Raw genomic sequence first — 17,411 nt, 5'->3', positions numbered from 1 at the left:
AATGGCCGGTTTTTACACCGCCGCGCTCAGCAAAACGCCGGCGCTCCATTGGCCTGGTTTGTCACCGCCATGCACACATCGGCCCATCACGCCCTCGTTCGTTCAACCCAGGCGTGATTCTAGCGAATGAATTAGTTATTAGCGAATTTCTTGTTGCGTTGGGCATAGACGCGAGACTAGGCGATGATCTGATGTGTCGGGCACAGATAGCTCGTGTAAGTCTAATATTGGCGGGAGTGTCACATGCGCGACTATATTCCTGGATTTGGCAACCATGTTTCGACCGAAGCGATGGCTGGCGCGCTCCCGCTGGGCAGAAACTCGCCACAGAACGTGCCCTTCGGCCTTTACGCGGAACAGCTTTCCGGCACCGCATTCACCGCGCCCCGCAGCGAAAACCGGCGTAGCTGGCTCTATCGTATTCGACCGGCTGCGAACCATCGGCCTTTTTCGGTCTATGACAGGAATGCGCATTTCAACGCCGGGCCATTTGCCGATCCGGTGCCGCCCAATCGACTGCGCTGGGACCCGCTCAAGCCGGCCGATGGATCGAGCGACTTCCTCGACAGCCTCTTGACGATTGCGGGCAACGGCGATGTCCAAGCAGGCACGGGCATCGGCATCCACCTGTTTTCCGCCAATCGCGACATGGAGCGTCGCGCCTTTTCCTCCAGCGATGGCGAAATGCTGATCGTGCCTGCGTCCGGCAGAATGGTCATCAGAACCGAATTGGGCGTCATTGAGATCGAGCCGCAACAGATTGCCGTCATCCCGCGGGGCGTGCGGTTCAGCGTTTCTTTGCCCGATGGCTCGGCCAGCGGTTATGTCTGCGAAAATCATGGGGCTTTGCTGCGCCTTCCCGACCTTGGGCCGATCGGCGCCAATGGCCTTGCCAATCCGCGCGATTTCGAGACGCCCGTCGCCGCGTTCGAGGATATCGACGCGCCGTTCGAGATCGTGCAGAAATTCTCTGGGCACCTCTGGATCACGACGTTGGACCATTCGCCATTCGATGTCGTGGCCTGGCACGGTAATCTAGCACCTTACCGCTATGATCTGCGCCGGTACAACAGCATCAATACGGTGAGCTACGACCATCCCGACCCGTCGATCTTCACCGTGCTGACCAGCCCGAGCGACACGCCCGGAACGGCGAATATCGACTTCGTCATCTTCCCGCCGCGCTGGATGGTGGCCGAAGATACCTTCAGGCCGCCCTGGTTCCACAGGAACATCATGAGCGAGTTCATGGGACTGATCCACGGGGCCTATGATGCCAAGGAGGGCGGCTTCATGCCGGGCGGCGCGTCGCTGCACAACTGCATGAGCGGCCACGGCCCGGACAAGGCCAGCTACGAAAAGGCCATTGCAGCCGATCTGAAGTCGCACAAGATCGAGGATACGATGGCGTTCATGTTCGAAAGCCGCTTCATCATCTGTCCCACCGCCTATGCGCTGGACCTTCCCGAATGCCAGTCCGACTATGACGAGGTCTGGTCCGGATTTACCAAGGCGGAGCTGCCCCGATGACCAGACCGGCGATTGACGGCACCCATGATCCGTTGCGGACAAGCTGGATCGAGAGCGCGAACGGCCATGGCTGTTTCCCGATCCAGAACCTTCCTTTGGGTATCTTCTCGGTGGCCGGCGACACGCCGCGCGGCGGCATCGCGATTGGCGATTCCATTCTCGATCTCAAGGCGCTGGCTGGGTCGCAACTTTTGCAAGGAGAGGCACACCGGGCCGCTGAAGCAGCCGCAGGATCGCATCTCAACGCGCTGCTCGACATGGGTGCGCCGAGCCGGGTTTCACTGAGGAAGGCGGTTTCGGATCTGCTATCGAATCCCGACCATCGGTTGGATGTGGAACCGCTGCTGGTCCGCCGGTCCACCGCAACCATGCATCTGCCTGCCCGGATTGGCGACTATACCGACTTCTATGTCGGCATCCATCATGCGACCAATATCGGGTCGCTGTTCCGGCCCGACAACCCGCTGCTTCCCAATTACAAGCATATCCCGATCGGCTATCACGGCCGCGCATCGTCGATCCGGCCGTCGGGCGCGCCGGTCCGGCGTCCGAATGGCCAGCGCAAGGCGCCGGATGCGGACGCGCCGCTGTTCGGGCCGACCCAGAAGCTCGACTATGAACTGGAACTGGGCGTATGGGTCGGGCCGGGCAATGCGCTTGGCCAGCCCATCCCGATCGGCGAAGCAGGCGCGCATATCGCGGGCCTGTGCCTGCTGAACGACTGGTCGGCGCGCGACTTTCAGGCTTGGGAATATCAGCCTTTGGGGCCGTTCCTGGCAAAGAACTTCCTGACCACCATCTCCCCCTGGATCGTCACCGCCGAAGCGCTCGCGCCTTTCCGTATCGCCCAGCCGGCCCGGCCCGATGGCGATCCCAGGCCGCTCCCCTATCTTTGGGATGATGCGGATCAGGCGCATGGCGCATTGGGGCTGACGCTGGAGGTGGCCCTGCGCAGCAAGGCCATGGCCGACGCCGGAATGGACGCGCATCGCATCGGTCGAGGCCCCGCATCCAACATGTACTGGACGATTGCGCAGATGGTCGCGCACCACACATGCAACGGATGCGATCTCCAGGCCGGCGACCTGCTTGGCACGGGCACGATATCGGCATCGACCAGCGACGGTCTGGGCAGCCTGATGGAGATCACACGCAACGGGTCCGCACCGATAGAATTGCCCACCGGCGAAAGGCGCGCCTTTCTGGAAGGTGGTGATGAACTGACGCTCACCGCGACCTGCGAGGCGGACGGTTTCGTGTCGATCGGGTTCGGGGAATGCACCGGCCTGATCCAGGATGGCGGGGGCACGCCATGATCCTGCACGGTTACTGGCGGTCGAGCGCGTCCTATCGGGTGCGCATTGCCCTTGGTCTGAAAGGCGTGTCGTTCGAGCAGGTCACGCACGACCTGCGGACGTCAGCGCACAAGAGCGCCGATTATGGCGTTATCAATCCGCAGCATTTCGTCCCGGCGCTGGAAACGGACGACGGCATGTCGCTCATTCAAAGTCCGGCCATCCTAGAATGGCTGGAGGAGCGCTTTCCCTCTCCGCAACTGCTGCCGGACGCCCGTAATGACCGGGCGATTGTTCGGGCCATGGCCGCCATCATCGGCTGCGATGTCCACCCCTTGAATAATTTGCGAGTCCTCCGCTCTCTCAAGACCGATCTGCACGCGCAGCAGCATCAGGTCGACGCCTGGATCGCGCGCTGGATCAGCGAAGGTTTTGCGGCGCTTGAAAAGATGCTGGAGCGCTGCTCCGGCGCTTTTGCATTCGGCGATGCGCCGACGCTGGCCGATTGCTACATCGTTCCGCAGGTTTATTCCGCCCGACGATTCAACGTCGACCTTCGTCCCTTCCCGCTCGTGCAGAAAATCGACGGCACGGCGGCGCTTTTGCCCGCATTCGCCGCCGCCCATCCCATGGCCCAGCCCGATGCCGATCAATCCTAGGCTCCACGCGCAAACGCCAGCAGCGCGTCCGCCGGACTGCCGGCGCCTTGAACATCCAGCGCGGCTCTCGGGCCGATGATCATGGCCACCAAAATACATTCGCCATCCCGCAGAACCGGCGCCGCTATGGACGCCAGTCCCGGCACGGGGCTTTCGACCATCATGGCATAGCCTGACGCGCGAATCCTCGCGATGGCGGTTTCATAAGCCTGCCGTTCCCCATCGCCGCTGGCGCCGGCCAGTTCAGACGCAAGGCGTTCCCGCACGGCAGGCGATGCGTCAAATGCACCGAATATTCTGCCGGCAGCCGAGTTGAGAATATTGAAGGTGGTGCCCGGCCGCAGGTTCGTGTTGACGATCTGGCTGGCGTCATGGACGCGATAGACGGTAGGCGCCGCCGGTCCCCACACCAGCAGTGCGAGCATGACACCCAGCGAATGCGCGAAATCGGGCGCGCGCGCGTTGATGTTCGACATGGGATCGAACGTCTCCATCCGCGCGCTGGCCAGCCTGTTGGTCGCCGGTCCCAGAATATAGCGACCGCTCGCCGGCTCCTGCTCGACCAGTTCGGTGCGGCGCAGGCTCGTCAGATAGGCATGGGCCTGCGCCGCGCTGATCCTGGCCTCGTGCGCCAGATCGCGCAGCATCATCGGCGATCCCGACCGCATCAGGGCCAGCAACAATCTGTTCCCGACTTCGACCGACTGGATGCCCCGTCCGGCACTTTTGCTCATCTGCTTCAACCTATTTTCTTCGTGAATCCGGCGTCATGCAGAACGGCCAGGACGCTGGTATCCCGCTCTGGCGGAAATCGCACGCGCTAGGTCAATGACCTCTCGAACTCGCTCGGCGGAAGGGGCCAGATCGAAGGAAGGCACTGGCCCGATGACGGTTATGGCGCCCGTCAGTTCGCCCCCCGTCTCGAATATCGGCGCGCTCATGGCACTGATCCCGGGGATGGGATCGGATGTCGTCGTCGCATAGCCCGCTTCACGAATATGCGCCAGTTCCGCCCTGATCGATCTGAAATCGGAGACGGAGCCGACAATGCGCGATGGCGATTTCTCGGCTTTTTGCAGCTTGATCGCTTCGACGACGAGTTCAGCCCCCAGATTGGCGCAGAAAATCCGGCCCGTCGCCGAACCCGTCAGCGAAAAGACGGTCCCCGGCCGAAGCGCGGTGTGGATTTGATCCGACCCTTCGTAAATCTGGACGACGGTTGGCCCATAGGCGCCCCAGACGGTGATAGTGACCGACATCGCCGTGTCGGCCGCGAACCGCGCCGCTGCCTCGCCCGCGGCCTTGAGCGGGTCGAAGCTGCGAAGCCGGGCCAATCCCAGTTGCAATGCCAATGGCCCGAGGCGGTAGCGGCCGGACTCCCTGTCCTGCTCGACGAGGTTGGAGCGACGGTAACTCACAAGATAAGGATGCGCCTGGGCTGGCGCGATCCCGGCTTCCAGGGCGATGTCGCGCAGCATCACCTGATCCCCCGCAGCCGCAATCGCCTCCAATATCCGGGCGCCCACTTCTATCGACTGAACCCCGCGCGCCTCGGCAGCCACTGCGTTCATCTCCATTTGCCGCGCCAGTCAGGATGACCCCGCGTCATCATAACGTCGCCGCCTCGCTGCCGCCATCGCAGCGTCAAGCCCGTTTTGCAATAACCGCCGTTGTTGCTGGCACGAAGCTAAGGCCTGTAGACAATTCACTGCAAGACATGCGCCTGCTCTCTTGTGCGAGATACCAGGCGCGCGGTCATCAGGTTCGCGATCGCCGCGGCGACGAGAAACGGAACGAGAGCGGCGAGCGCGATCCGCAACGATTCCGTCCCGTAGCGTCCTTGCAGCCAGTCGCTGATCATCCCGACATAAAGCGGGCCGATGCCCATCCCGATCAGGTTGACCAACAAGAGCTGGAGCGCGGCGGCGGTGCTCCGCTGGGATGCGTTGACCGAATTTTGTATGAAGCTGACCGCCGGCGTCAGATAGGCGCCGGCGCAGCCAAGGCTCAATCCCATCAGGGGCAAGGCAATCTGCCAGCGCTGGACGCAGAGCCCCATGATCAGGAACGGCACCGCGCCAATCATCGCCGCGCCGCTGACCCAGGCATAGGCGCGCCTGTCGCCTGCGCCAAATCGGTCGGCAAAAAAGCCGCTGAGCCATGTGCCTGCTCCCATGGCAATGGCGATGGTGAAGCTCAGATAGATGCTCACCTGCGTCAATGTCATGCCGAGAACCCGGATCATGTAAGCCGGCATCCAGGCCATCAGCGCGTAATTGGGGATGCCCCCGATTGCGCATGCAAGCGCTGTGGAGATGATCGTCGGCGTGCGGAAGAAAATCTTCGCGGTGTCACGAAGCGACGCCTTGGGCTGGACCACGCCGCCGTCCATGCCGCCGCGCCGCGGCTCTGGAACCAGGCAGATCAGCAACAGGGCCAGCACCAGCCCCGGAAGGCCGACGATGAACAGGCTCGTTCGCCAGCCCCATTGCGCCGCCGACCATCCCGCCAGCGCCGAACCCAGCGCCAGACCGAACGGCACGCCCAGCGAAAATGCCGCCAGCGCGCGGGCGCGCTGCGAGGGGGGGAAGAGATCGGAGATGATCGAATAGGAAGGTGCGACCCCGCCGGCCTCGCCCAGACCCACCCCGATCCGGGCGGCGGCAAGTTGAGCGAAATTGGTCGCCAGTCCGCAGGCGGCGCAGCAGATGCTCCAGAGCGAACAGGCAGCGGCGAGTACCTTCACCCGCGAAATCCGGTCCGCGAGCGCGGCCACCGGCAAACCAAAGCCCGTATAGAATATGGCGAATGCGAAGCCCGTGAGCATGCCCAGTTGCGTATCGCTCAGACCAAGATCCCGCCTGATCGGCTCGGCGAGCACCGACACGACCTGACGATCCATGAAGTTGAACGTATAGACGACGCACAGCAGCGCCAGGGTCCATCGGGGATCGCGAATTTTCATCAGGGACGCCTGGCCTGGCGGAGCGCCTCGGCCAGCACCGCCTTGTCGCCGATATGGTTGGCCAGGATCAGGATCAGCTTCGCATTGAGCATGGCGCTCTCCTGCGCATCAAGGCCATCATGCAACGCGATAAGGGCTGCGTAGAAATCATCGGTCGTTTCGATATGCGACGGCGCTCGGGTCATTGCGGTTCACCCTTGAGCATGGCGGCACGTTCATAGGCCGATCGCATCTTTTCGACCGTCGGATGACGCCAGCGCGCGGCGACATATTGATCCGGGCGCACGAGATAGGCCGATCCTGACGTGAGATCGTAGCGCGACGCGATCATGCCGTGCCGATCACCCAGTTCATCGACCACTATCATACGCACGCCCGGCAAGGGAGGCACGCTTTTGTCGGCCGCGAGGAGGACGAAATCGCCACCCAGCAACTGCATCAGCCAGCCGCCATCGATCGGTGCATCCACGGCGACTTGGCCGGGCGCTATGCCGTGCCAGCGATCGTCTGGCTGGTCCGCCTGGCTCAGGGGTGAATCCGGATAGGCGACAGCGGTCGACAAGCGACCCGAGTTCACGAATGGCCGCGCCCACGCATGATCCCTGGCCAGTTGCAGAACAGCGTCGCGGAAGGCGTGACTGACAGGCGACTTGGGCGTCAGAAAATCGGTGGAGCGCGAGGAATTGAGAATATTCTCATCGGCCGTGACGATGGCTTCGTGATTATAGGCTTCCAGCAGGTCATGCCCGGCCTCGCCCGCAATGACCCGATCCAGCTTCCAAGCCAGATTGTCGGCATCCGCGACGCCGCCATTGCAGCCGCGCGCGCCGAAGGGTGAAACCAGATGCGCGGCGTCGCCGGCAAAAATCACGCGGTCATGGACGAAGCGCGCCATGCGCCGGCACTGGAAGGTGTATACGCTGTACCATTCCTGGTCGAACTCGATGTCGTTGCCCAGCATGCCGCGAACCAGCGGTTCGACATATTCAGGACGCATGCAGGCTTCCCGATCGATGTTCCAGCCCAACTGAAAGTCGAGCCGCCAGATGTCGTCGGGCTGCTTGTGCAGAAGCGCGGAGCGGCCCGGATTGAAGGGCGGATCGAACCAGAACCAGCGTTCGGCGGGGCGCTCCTGTTTCAGCCTGATGTCGGCGATCAGGAAATTATCCTCGAACACCCGGCCGTCGAAATCCAGGCCCAGCATCGCGCGAACGGGAGAATTATGACCGTCACAGGCCACGACCCAGGGCGCATCGACAGCATAATGTCCATCGGGTGCAACGACGTCCAGCGACACGCCGCCATCGACCTGCCTCAACCCAGTGACTTCGTGACCCCAGCGGATCGTGACGCCGGGAACCTGCGATACCGCATCGATCAGTATGTCTTCGCACCGATATTGCTGCAGGTTGATGAAGCCGGGCATTTCCTGATGCTTGAGCGGCAGCATGTCGAAGGTGAACACCGGCTCCGCGCTGTCGCCCCAGAACACCTTGCCGACATTCCAGGCGACACCCTTCGCGACCATCGCGTTGGCCACACCGAGGCGGTTCCAGATATCGAGCGTGCGCTTCGAAAAGCAGATCGCCTTCGAACCGGCGGCGACGAAGTCCCGCTTGTTGAGCAGCAGCACCCGCCGGCCCTTTTTGCCGAGATCAAGCGCAAGCGTAAGCCCGACCGGACCGCCGCCGACGATGACGACGTCAAAATCGCCCGGCGCATCATCCAGCGGCGTTGCACCGATGTCGCGCCAGATGGGAATGCCGTCCCTGCTCAGTGCACCGGGCATATGTCTATCCCTGCAACTTGGCCCACACGTCCCTGTCGCGTTCCATGGTCCAGATGCGCGGCCAGTCGATCCCGTCAAACTCATCCCACAGGCGCTGGACGTCGAACGGAAGGCAATGTTCGAAAATGGGCCAGTGGCCGAATTTGGGGGCGAGCGCGGCATGGGTCGCTTCGAAAGCGGATTTGAGATCGGCCCCGGTCTTATGGGCATGGCCCACATGTTGGATCATCACGCTCAGAAATTCGCGGGTCTGTTCGATGGCGGCGTCGCTCGCTTCGACGCTACGGGCGATAGTCCCGCGCCCGCCGACCAGATTTTCGGCGCGAAAGGATTTGACAGCATCGAGCGTCCTGGTCGACCAGTCGAAGTGGAAAGCATCGCCAGTATAGAGCGCGGCTTCGCTCTCCACGAGATCGCCAGCAAAGAGCGTTTTCGATTTGTCGTGCCAGGCGACGATATCCCCGGCGGTGTGGCCGCGCCCGCAATATTTGAGGTCGATCGCGCCGCGCTCGCCGCCCAGTTCGATGCGATAGTCTGTGTCGAACGTCTCGGTCGGCCAGGTCAGCCCCGGAATTTCCTCAGGCTGCTTGAACAGGCGCGGCATCCGGCCATATTCACTGTCCCAATCCTCTTGGCCGCGCTCCTCGATCAATCGGCGCGTGACTTCGCTCGCGAGGATATGCTCCGCATCGAACGCGCTCGCCCCCAGCACGCGGACCGCGTGATAATGCGTGAGGACGAGATATTTGACCGGCTTGTCGGTGTGCGCGCGCAGCTTGGCAAGCCAGTCGCGTGCAGCCGCCGGCGTCGCGCGTGCCTCGAAGCAGACGAGAAAGTCCTCGCCCTCGATCGCCCCGACATTGGGATCACCTTCCGCCGTCAGCGCGTACACGCCATCGGCGAGAATCTCCAGCTTTTCGGTGGTGGGCGCCGTATCGGCCGACGATGCGAAAGGCTTTGCCAAGATAGTAGCTCCAGATTATGCCCGCTCGTGCGACCGAGCATATAGATTGTCGTTTCAAATGCATCTTCCGGTCATAAGGCGGCCCGGCGATCTTTCATGCCGGCGGGCCGCCTCTGAATGTTCAGAAACGGACCGACGCCCGCCCGCCGAACTGCCGCGGCGCGCCATAGAACCAGAGCCCCCCGTTCGCGCCGCCGGGATAGACTTCCTTGGTCAGATTTGTGACGAATGCCTCAAAGTCGAACCGATCGGTGCTGTAGGTTAGCTTGGCGTTGAAAAGGTCCCGACCCGGGAGGATCGAAGTGGAATCCTTGAAAAAGGACGTCCTTTGGCTATCGGTGTGCGTATATTCAACATGTGGGACAAGGTTCTTATCTCCACCCAATTCTATTTTGTAAGAGAGTCCCACGGCGATGTTGAACTTGGGGGCAAAGGGAAGAGGCCCAGTGGCCGTGCCTGTAAAGGGACCATAGTTGAAGCAATTCGCAGTTTGCCCCGCCGCGCACTGCGGACCTAATGTTCCCTGACCACCATCGGGCAGCGATGGCCTGTTGACGATATCGTTGACGGTAATCTTTGACTTCAAATAGGAACCGGCGACCGTCATGTCGAAATTGCCGAGGTGCACGGCCAGTTCCGCTTCCGGACCATAGGTTTCTGCCGATCCCGCGTTGAAGATAGCTGGAAATCCGTTTGCGGGCACGATCCCCTGAATCTGCATGTTCGTATATTTCGAATAAAATCCGCCGATTTGCGCGCGCAGCGCTCCGCCCCACATCGTGCCCTTCCAACCGGCTTCATAGTCCATCACGGACTCCGGGGCGAAGTTCGAAACGGGGCTTTGTACGCCGCCGCCCTTGCGGCCCTTGGCTGCGAAAGCATAGAGAAAGTTGTGGGCATCGGCGGTATAGTTGATACCCGCCTTCCAGGTCAGACCGCTATCGGACTGGTTGCCCGTCGACGGAGAGAAAAACAGCAGGTTATTTGTCGTCAAATCATAGGTGCCGTTTCCGTTGCGGGCATCTTTGTCGACCTGGGACCAGGTATAACGGGCGCTGCCTTCGACTTCGAGAGCATCGGTGAGCTTATACTTCACGCCGCCATAAACGGCCTGCGATTTCTTTGTAGCGCGATCCGTGCCGGTGGTCAGCGTGTTTCCGAAGAAGTTCTGGGCGTAGACTGGAACCCGGTTATGATCACGAAGATAATATCCGCCAACGGTCCACTTGAGCGGCCTGTCCGCGGGCGAAATGATCGTGAATTCTTCCGAGAAGATCGGCTCCACCGCCGAGACATTTATGGTGACGCTAGGGAACGAAGCCCCAATGACATCGGATCCCTGGTGGAACTTGGCTACCGTCAGACCGATCATATTGCGCAGCGTGATACCGTTGCGTAGCGTCAGGCTTGACTCGTTGTCCACGCGGAAGGTCGACTCATCGTAACGCGGAACGTTTCCGAAATTGATGGTGTAGGGATCGGGCGAGACCAAGGTGGAGAAGAAGGTTCCGGGGATCGGCTTGCCGGTAAAGCCACCGGTGTCATTATGATAATATTCGACCTTGCTGAGGCTCTGGAAGTCGTCTGAAGGTTTCCACAAAACGCTGATACGTCCAGCGATAATGTTAAGCTCTCCTGGCGTCGAATAGTTTCGCGAAGGACTGCCGGGAGGATTGCCATTCTTGAAAAAGCTGGCGCGATGCTCATCGTAAGTCGCGATGCGAACGGCGAGGGTGTCGCTGACAGGAATATTGACGGCGCCTTCGAATGCGATGCGGTTATAGTTTCCACCCGTCAGACTTGCATAGCCGCTCGCGTCTCCCAGCTTCGGATCGGCTGTCTTGACGAACAGGGCGCCGCCCGTCGAATTGTTTCCGACGAAGGTCCCCTGGGGACCGCGAAGCACCTGAACGCTGCCAATATCGTAAAAGGGTTCATTGGCGACAATCGGTCCCTGGAACAGATTGTCGCGATAAATGGCGACGCCGGAGTATACGCCCGGGTCGGTGATCCCGAGACCAATGCCTCTGATATTGAGCTGACTGACAAGGCCGGTGTCGGAAACCGACAGGCCGGGCACGAAATTTTGTAGCGCCTTCACATCGCGAATTTCGTGCTGCTTGAGATCGTCGCCCGACAGCGCGGCAACGGCGATGTTCGTGCGCATCACCGTGGTGGATCGCTTTTCCGCAGTCACCACGATTTCGTCCGTCGCACCAGGACTTGCGCCGTCGGCCTGCGCGGATTGGTCATCACCTGCGGGCGAAGCGAAGGCAACCCCTGGCGCTGCCATGGCGATTAGCGCGGCTGACACCAGCCAGTTTGTTCTGATCATATCTATCCCTCCCCATATTCCGCCGGTTTGCGCCAGCTTGATGCGACCCCTTTGGCCACATTATAGATATTCGTCAATAGCTAATCAATTCGTATTTGGGAAATGCCAGTTGAGAGACGGATCCCACTCTCATGCCGCACTCAACCTGAGCGCCGGCGCAGCGATGCGCGCCTCGCCCTTCATGCTTGGCGCTGCGTGACGATGCTCTTTTACCAGCGGGTTGCGCGCGGTGACCCCGCCCCAACTCCTGGTGAGGCGGATGCGCCTCTCAATCGGTCCCGATTCGAGAGGACAGGGGTGGCGCTGATCTACTTGCGCAAATGCTGCTCGAAAAAGGCGGCCGCCGTCGAAATCGCCATATCGGCTTCCGGCGTGTTCGGAATCACCGCCGGGAAAACATGAGGCATGCCTTCATACAGGTCGAGCACCGCTTCATGACCGCCGCCACGGATCGCCTGATATTCCCTGACCGCTTCGCTGAGCAGCAATTCACGCGTGCCGGCCTGGATGAGCGTTGGCGGAAATGCCTTGGTGTAATCGCCGAACAGGGGGGAAATATAGGGGTGCCTGACATTCGTCTCGGCGGCATAGGCTTTCAGATAGGTGGTGAAGTCCTGCGGCCGGAGTATCGGGTCATAGGGCCCGAGCGTTGCAACGGTATCGCCGATCATTGTCAGATCGGCTCCCGGCGAAAGCAGATAGAGCGCGCCGGGCAACGGAACGCCCTGGTCCCGCATCTTCAGAGTGAAAGCGGCAGCCATATTCCCGCCCGCCGAGTCCCCAAACATCCCCATCGCACGCGGATCATTTCCGGCAGCAATGAGGGCCCGCCACACGGCGATCACCTGGTCCGAGATCGTGTTCACATTTCCGCGCGGCGCCAGCGTGTAGTCGATCGAAATCACCTCGCGCGCCATTGCCTTGCCGAGCAGCGAGGGCAGCACCTGCGTCGACAGGGCCGAGAGGATGATGTAGCCGCCGCCGTGAATATAAACGAGCGGCGGTCGTCCGGGCCGGGCATTGGGCGGGATGAGCCGGAGTATGCTGACGCCGCCGATCGTCTCCCTGACCGACCGCACGTGCATCGCATCAGCGAACTGCTGGCTTGCGGGCACGGCCTGGGCTTCGATTGCCGCATTCATCCGGTCGAAGTCTGCGAGCGTCTTGAGCGGCGGCATGGGCGGCCGCGCCTGGGCGGCGGCGTAAAAAGCGCACAGTTTTTCAGCCGCCGGCCGCGACACGCTCTCGGGCACGCGGAAACGAAGATCGGGGTTGGGTGGACAAGCTGTCGCCGGGGCCGCGTAGACCGCAAAGCCAAGCAACATCCCGCACATAACAGATCGCATAGTTTCTCTCCCAAAAGCTCCGCCCGCCTTCTGGCGTCCTGACGGTGGCCACGACCTCTCGACAAAGGAAAGTCACACACCGAGCCATTGCCTATTTACGAATTGATTCATTATACGTAAATAGCGAATTGAAGTCCGCAATCTGGCAGGTCAAAGCGGTCCGCACGCAAAGCCATTGCTCTAGGGTTGCCATTGGAGAGGATATATCGATGCCGAGCCTTGGGCTGATGGCCATACCCATTCAGCGGCATTCGCGAACTGCTAAAATATCCGGACGGTCGGAACTACGCGCATTGCCAGGTGAAGCGTCATATAAGGCGTGATACTAGGCCGCACCTGTCATGGGGACATAGCCCTCCATTGCCACCGAGCAAGAGAAAGAAAGCAATGACTGCCTTGATTTCCGACCATGCTCGGGCTGGCTCTGAACAGGTGCCCGCGACGCGCACCCTGGTTGCGGCCGTCGTCGCTCTCTTCTTCCTTTGGGGTGGGCTGACCAGTCTCAACGACATTCTGATCCCCAAGCTCAAGGGCCTGTTCTCGCTATCGTACGCAGAGGCGATGCTGACCCAGTTCGCCTTCTTCATGGCCTATTTCATCGTGTCGATTCCCGCCGGCGCGCTGATCGCGCGGATCGGCTATCTCAAGGGCATCGTCGTTGGCCTTGTAACCATGGCCGTGGGTTGTCTGATGTTCGTCCCCGCGTCGTCATCGGGCATCTACCCCGCTTTTCTGGCGGCGCTGTTCGTACTGGCCGCCGGGATCACGATCCTGCAGGTCGGCGCCAATCCGCTGATCGCCAATCTGGGCGATCCGGCGACATCGCACAGCCGCCTGACGCTGGCGCAGGCGTTCAATTCGCTCGGCACGACCCTGTTTCCGCCGGTCGGTGCCCTCGTCATCCTCGGTTCGATGAGCAAGGTGGATCCGGCCGGGCTTGCGCCGGCAGAGCGCACCCTTTTCCTGGCGAAAGAGGCAGCCGTCATCGGCCATGCCTATATCGCGATCGCGATGATACTTTTGTTAGTGGCGCTGTTCTTCTTCATACGCCGCTCCGCGATCACGGGCGGACAAGGTGCTTCGGCAAGCCTGGCCGGATCGTTCGCCTTGCTGCGGCGCGGGCGGCTGGCGGGAGGCGTAGTGGCTCTTTTTCTCTATGTCGGCGCGGAAGTGGCGATCGGATCGATGCTCGTCAGTTACCTTGCGCAGGACCGGGTCATGGGGCTGGGCGAACAGGTGGCCGGAACGATGATCGCGCTCTATTGGGGCGGTGCGATGGCGGGGCGCTTCATCGGCGCCATGATGTTGCGACGCTTCAGGCCCGGTCTTGTGCTGGCGACGGTCTGTATCGGCGCGGTGCTTTTGATCGCCCTGTCGGCGTTGAGCACGGGCGCTGTAGCGGGCTACGCGATCCTGGCCGTCGGCCTGATGAACGCCATCATGTTTCCGACGATCTTCAGCCTGGGCATCGAAGGTCTGGGCGAGCGGACGCCGCAGGGATCAGGCCTTTTGTGCATGGCCATCGTCGGCGGAGCGATCATCCCCCTGCTGACCGGCGCGATCGCCGACGCCACCTCGCTCGCGATGGCGCTCGCCATTCCCGCGAGCTGCTACCTGCTGATCGCCATTTATGGCTGGTCGGCGCGCAATCCGGCCTGACAAAGGACACTTCATGCGCGTTTTGCTCACCCTGTCGTGCCTCCTCGCGTCGCAGCCGCTGATGGCGCAAAGCCCTAAGGGCGATCCGGACGCAAAGGCCGCGCGGCTGGAAGCGCAGATGACAGATGCCGAACGGATCGGCCTGCTGTCGGGTATCATGCCGATTTCGTTTCCGGGCTTCGAGGTGACGGTTCCGGACGGCGTGCTTCCCACGGCAGGCTATGTTCCCGGCGTCGCGCGCCTTGGCATTCCGCCGCAGCTTTCGACCGACGCGAGCCTCGGGGTCGCCAACCCTGGCCAGTTGCGGAAAGGCGATGTCGCAACGGCGATGCCGTCAGGCCTGTCGCTGGCTTCCTCGTTCGATCCTGCGCTGGCCGAACGGATCGGCGCGACCGTCGGCGCCGAAGCGCGGGCCAAAGGCTTCAACATCCTCCTTGGCGGAGGCATGAACCTCGCGCGCGATCCGCGTAACGGTCGCAATTTCGAATATCTTGGCGAGGACCCTTTGCTCGCCGGCACACTCGCCGGTCACGCCATTTGCGGCACCCAGTCGCAAGGGGTGGTTTCGACCATCAAGCATTTCGCGCTAAACGGACAGGAAACGCTGCGTCACACGGCGGATTCGGTGATCGCGGAAAACGCGCTGCGCGAAAGCGATCTGCTGGGATTCAAGATCGGCATCGAGATCGGCCAGCCGGGCGCGGTCATGTGCGCCTATAATCTGGTCAATGGGTACAAGGCGTGCGGCAACGATCATCTGCTGAACCGCGTGCTCAAGGGCGACTGGCGCTATAAGGGCTGGGTCATGTCGGACTGGGGCGCGGTCGACGACGTGTCCTATATCAAGTCGGGCCTCGATCAGCAGATGGGCTATCAACTCGACAAGCAGCACTGGTTCGGCCAGCCGCTTGCCGATCTGGTCGCCAGCGGCGATGTCCCCAAGGATCGCGTTTCCGATGCCGTGCGCCGCATCCTGCGAAGCCTGTTCGCGGTCGGCATCACCGGCACTTATGAATCCCAGCCGATCGACTATAAGGCGCATGCCCAGATCGCGCTGGATGCGGCGCGGGGTGGCATCGTCCTGCTCAAAAATGACGGCATATTGCCGCTCGCCGCGACGGCTCGTACCATATTGGTGGTTGGCGGGAATGCTGATTTCGGCGTGCTGTCGGGCGGGGGTTCCAGTCAGGTCACCCCGTCAGATGGCGCGCCGCGCATCATAGAGCCGGGCAGCGACGGACCAACGGCCCTGTTCAGCCGACAGCTTTATATGGCCGGTTCTCCGCTTGCGGCACTACGCAAGGCGCTGCCCGCCGCCACTATCAGCTTCCAGAACGGCTATTCGCCCGAAGCCGCCGCCGCCTATGCCGCCAGGGCAGACATGGTCATCGCCTTTGCGACCAAGTGGGAAGGGGAGGGCATGGATTCCGGCTCGCTCGCGCTTCCGCAGGGTCAGGATGAGTTGATTTCGGCTCTGGCCGCCGCCAATCCCAATCTGGTGGTCGTGCTGGAAACGGGCAATGCGGTGACGATGCCCTGGCTCGAAAAGGCCAAAGCGGTCGTTCAGGCCTGGTATCCGGGTCAGGAAGGCGGGAAGGCGATCGCTGACATCCTGACCGGCAAGGTCAATCCGTCGGGCCGCCTGCCGGTCACCTATCCGGCATCGATCGAGCAATATCCCCGCGTCGCGCTGCCGGGGCTTGGCCTGCCTGACCGAACGCCGGTCAAGGTTGCTTATGACGAAGGCGCCGATGTCGGCTATCGCGGCTTCGCCAGGTCGGGGAAAACGCCGCTCTTCGCCTTTGGCCATGGCCTGAGCTACACTCGCTTTTCCCACGGGCCGCTGTCCGCCAGCGGAGGCAAGTCGGTCCGCCTGCGCTTCACGGTCCGCAATATGGGCGACCGCGCCGGTGCGGATGTGCCGCAGCTTTATCTGGTTGATCGCAACGGCGAAAAGCTTGAGCGACTGGTCGGCTTTCAGAAAGTAGTGCTGCAACCGGGCGAGACCCGTAAGTTGACGCTCGATGTCGACAACCGCTTGCTGGCCGACTGGAAAGACAGCGGCTGGGTGATCGAGGGCGGCAATTACAGCTTCGCGCTCGGCGAAAGTGCAGCAAAATTGGGTACGCCCGTCACGGTTCGCTTGCAGCCCCGCCAGTGGCGCGATTGATGAGGAGGGGCGCTGATTACCCAAACACCGGAAAGCCTTCCATCGGATGCGGTGCGCGCGAAGCAGCGGGCGGACGCTCCGAGTGTAGCGGAGCACTATAAGCAATTGATCGGCAATAGTAGACCCCTATGCTCGTCCGGGCGGCGCGTGCATGCCCCGCGCGGCAACGTCACTCCCGTAACGGCCCTGGATGCAGCATTGCTCCCTGCCCTGTGACGGGTTGCGAGTGTCAATCTGACCTACGCAGAGGTCACGATGATCATTTGGCCCTGCTTGACAACTTTGAGGTTGTAGCTTGTTGCGACTGCTTCGGCGAAGCCAATGACGGCTCGCTAAAAACAATCTCCTTATCGCTATAGCGCGCGAATTCTGCAGCGGCTTCGTTCAAGCTGGTGCCATTGAATGCAATGCGGCCCTCCCGCCATGAAAGCGCGCTCTTCACGGTTCCTTCGTCCATCGTTGACGTCGTGATGTCGCAGTCGGTTCCAAACGGGGCATCCGCACGCATGTTGCTGGAAACCCGGACAGCGGCGGGGGCACTCTCTCGACCTACTTCGACGACCCCCTGGCTCACAACGACGCTCACGGTGAGGTCCGGCTTCCGGTGCACCACAAAGGCCGTGGAGCGGCTTTTCAGCACAGAGGTGTTGGTAGATTTCGCGAGCGATGTACCGCTTGAGGCACCGCCGGATTTCGCGA

General features: G+C 61.6%; 13 protein-coding genes and 1 pseudogene. 5 read left to right on the top strand and 9 right to left on the bottom strand.

Annotated features, from left to right (window positions below; genetic code table 11):
- Nucleotides 1–243 precede the first annotated feature (243 nt).
- The 3 genes from hmgA to maiA are packed head-to-tail and all read left to right on the top strand — an operon-like array spanning nt 244 to nt 3,484.
- Nucleotides 244–1,530, top strand: coding sequence for a homogentisate 1,2-dioxygenase (hmgA, locus tag AAC640_RS17690; protein ID WP_340268667.1), 1,287 nt, complete (start codon nt 244–246; stop codon nt 1,528–1,530).
- Complete coding sequence (fahA, locus tag AAC640_RS17685) at nt 1,527–2,846, top strand: fumarylacetoacetase (protein WP_340268665.1); 1,320 nt, start codon at nt 1,527–1,529, stop codon at nt 2,844–2,846. The genes hmgA and fahA overlap by 4 nt, the downstream gene beginning before the upstream one ends.
- Nucleotides 2,843–3,484 carry a maleylacetoacetate isomerase gene (gene maiA, locus AAC640_RS17680; protein WP_340268663.1) on the top strand — a complete coding sequence of 214 codons (642 nt, stop codon included), beginning with the start codon at nt 2,843–2,845 and terminating at the stop codon, nt 3,482–3,484. The genes fahA and maiA overlap by 4 nt, the downstream gene beginning before the upstream one ends.
- On the opposite strand, the gene AAC640_RS17675 is transcribed toward maiA, so the two are convergent.
- The 8 genes from AAC640_RS17675 to AAC640_RS17640 all read right to left on the bottom strand — a co-directional run bounded on the left by AAC640_RS17675 (nt 3,481) and on the right by AAC640_RS17640 (nt 12,883).
- Nucleotides 3,481–4,218 (bottom strand): IclR family transcriptional regulator, encoded by a 738-nt coding sequence (locus AAC640_RS17675; RefSeq protein WP_340268661.1) that lies wholly within the window; start codon nt 4,216–4,218, stop codon nt 3,481–3,483. The genes maiA and AAC640_RS17675 overlap by 4 nt on opposite strands.
- A 33-nt stretch (nt 4,219–4,251) precedes the next feature.
- A complete protein-coding gene (locus tag AAC640_RS17670; RefSeq protein ID WP_340268659.1) occupies nt 4,252–5,061 on the bottom strand; it encodes an IclR family transcriptional regulator in 810 nt (269 codons plus the stop codon).
- 128 nt (nt 5,062–5,189) lie between these two features.
- Entirely contained in the window at nt 5,190–6,449 is a 1,260-nt protein-coding gene (locus AAC640_RS17665) for a spinster family MFS transporter (RefSeq protein ID WP_340268657.1), read from the bottom strand.
- Nucleotides 6,449–6,634, bottom strand: a complete 186-nt coding sequence (locus AAC640_RS17660) for a DUF2783 domain-containing protein (RefSeq protein WP_340268655.1) — start codon at nt 6,632–6,634, stop codon at nt 6,449–6,451. Before AAC640_RS17660 ends, AAC640_RS17665 begins: the two co-directional genes overlap by 1 nt.
- The gene (locus AAC640_RS17655; RefSeq protein ID WP_340268653.1) at nt 6,631–8,238 is read right to left on the bottom strand and encodes an FAD-dependent oxidoreductase; all 1,608 of its coding nucleotides are present in this window, start codon (nt 8,236–8,238) and stop codon (nt 6,631–6,633) included. The genes AAC640_RS17660 and AAC640_RS17655 overlap by 4 nt, the downstream gene beginning before the upstream one ends.
- 4 nt (nt 8,239–8,242) lie before the next feature.
- The gene (locus AAC640_RS17650; RefSeq protein ID WP_340268651.1) at nt 8,243–9,202 is read right to left on the bottom strand and encodes an MBL fold metallo-hydrolase; all 960 of its coding nucleotides are present in this window, start codon (nt 9,200–9,202) and stop codon (nt 8,243–8,245) included.
- Between the two features lie 121 nt (nt 9,203–9,323).
- Entirely contained in the window at nt 9,324–11,369 is a 2,046-nt protein-coding gene (locus AAC640_RS17645; protein WP_340268669.1) for a TonB-dependent receptor, read from the bottom strand.
- 476 nt (nt 11,370–11,845) lie between these two features.
- Nucleotides 11,846–12,883 carry an alpha/beta hydrolase fold domain-containing protein gene (locus tag AAC640_RS17640; RefSeq protein WP_340268649.1) on the bottom strand — a complete coding sequence of 346 codons (1,038 nt, stop codon included), beginning with the start codon at nt 12,881–12,883 and terminating at the stop codon, nt 11,846–11,848.
- Nucleotides 12,884–13,270: 387 nt separating this feature from the next.
- On the opposite strand from AAC640_RS17640, the gene AAC640_RS17635 reads away from it, so the two are divergent.
- Nucleotides 13,271–14,542 (top strand): sugar MFS transporter, encoded by a 1,272-nt coding sequence (locus AAC640_RS17635; RefSeq protein WP_340268647.1) that lies wholly within the window; start codon nt 13,271–13,273, stop codon nt 14,540–14,542.
- A gap of 13 nt (nt 14,543–14,555) precedes the next feature.
- The gene (locus AAC640_RS17630) at nt 14,556–16,712 is read left to right on the top strand and encodes a beta-glucosidase (RefSeq protein WP_340268645.1); all 2,157 of its coding nucleotides are present in this window, start codon (nt 14,556–14,558) and stop codon (nt 16,710–16,712) included.
- Between the two features lie 259 nt (nt 16,713–16,971).
- Here the strand turns inward: AAC640_RS17630 and AAC640_RS17625 are convergent.
- Nucleotides 16,972–17,411: pseudogene (locus AAC640_RS17625) on the bottom strand (hypothetical protein); the annotation flags it as partial.

The sequence above is a fragment of the Sphingobium mellinum genome, from assembly GCF_037860795.1.
Taxonomy (GTDB): Bacteria; Pseudomonadota; Alphaproteobacteria; order Sphingomonadales; family Sphingomonadaceae; genus Sphingobium; species Sphingobium mellinum.
Note: the sequence above shows the minus strand (reverse complement) of the source record. Positions and strands in the feature narration are given on the sequence as shown.

What these genes read in the sequence shown, in the direction of transcription:
- AAC640_RS17665 (WP_340268657.1), bottom strand. Translation starts at nt 6,449, where the DNA reads ATGAAAATTCGCGATCCCCGATGGACCCTGGCGCTGCTGTGCGTCGTC.
- AAC640_RS17635 (WP_340268647.1), top strand. Translation starts at nt 13,271, where the DNA reads ATGACTGCCTTGATTTCCGACCATGCTCGGGCTGGCTCTGAACAGGTG.
- AAC640_RS17670 (WP_340268659.1), bottom strand. Translation starts at nt 5,061, where the DNA reads ATGGAGATGAACGCAGTGGCTGCCGAGGCGCGCGGGGTTCAGTCGATA.
- maiA (WP_340268663.1), top strand. Translation starts at nt 2,843, where the DNA reads ATGATCCTGCACGGTTACTGGCGGTCGAGCGCGTCCTATCGGGTGCGC.
- AAC640_RS17675 (WP_340268661.1), bottom strand. Translation starts at nt 4,218, where the DNA reads ATGAGCAAAAGTGCCGGACGGGGCATCCAGTCGGTCGAAGTCGGGAAC.
- AAC640_RS17655 (WP_340268653.1), bottom strand. Translation starts at nt 8,238, where the DNA reads ATGCCCGGTGCACTGAGCAGGGACGGCATTCCCATCTGGCGCGACATC.
- AAC640_RS17630 (WP_340268645.1), top strand. Translation starts at nt 14,556, where the DNA reads ATGCGCGTTTTGCTCACCCTGTCGTGCCTCCTCGCGTCGCAGCCGCTG.
- AAC640_RS17660 (WP_340268655.1), bottom strand. Translation starts at nt 6,634, where the DNA reads ATGACCCGAGCGCCGTCGCATATCGAAACGACCGATGATTTCTACGCA.
- AAC640_RS17645 (WP_340268669.1), bottom strand. Translation starts at nt 11,369, where the DNA reads ATGCGCACGAACATCGCCGTTGCCGCGCTGTCGGGCGACGATCTCAAG.
- AAC640_RS17640 (WP_340268649.1), bottom strand. Translation starts at nt 12,883, where the DNA reads ATGCGATCTGTTATGTGCGGGATGTTGCTTGGCTTTGCGGTCTACGCG.
- hmgA (WP_340268667.1), top strand. Translation starts at nt 244, where the DNA reads ATGCGCGACTATATTCCTGGATTTGGCAACCATGTTTCGACCGAAGCG.
- fahA (WP_340268665.1), top strand. Translation starts at nt 1,527, where the DNA reads ATGACCAGACCGGCGATTGACGGCACCCATGATCCGTTGCGGACAAGC.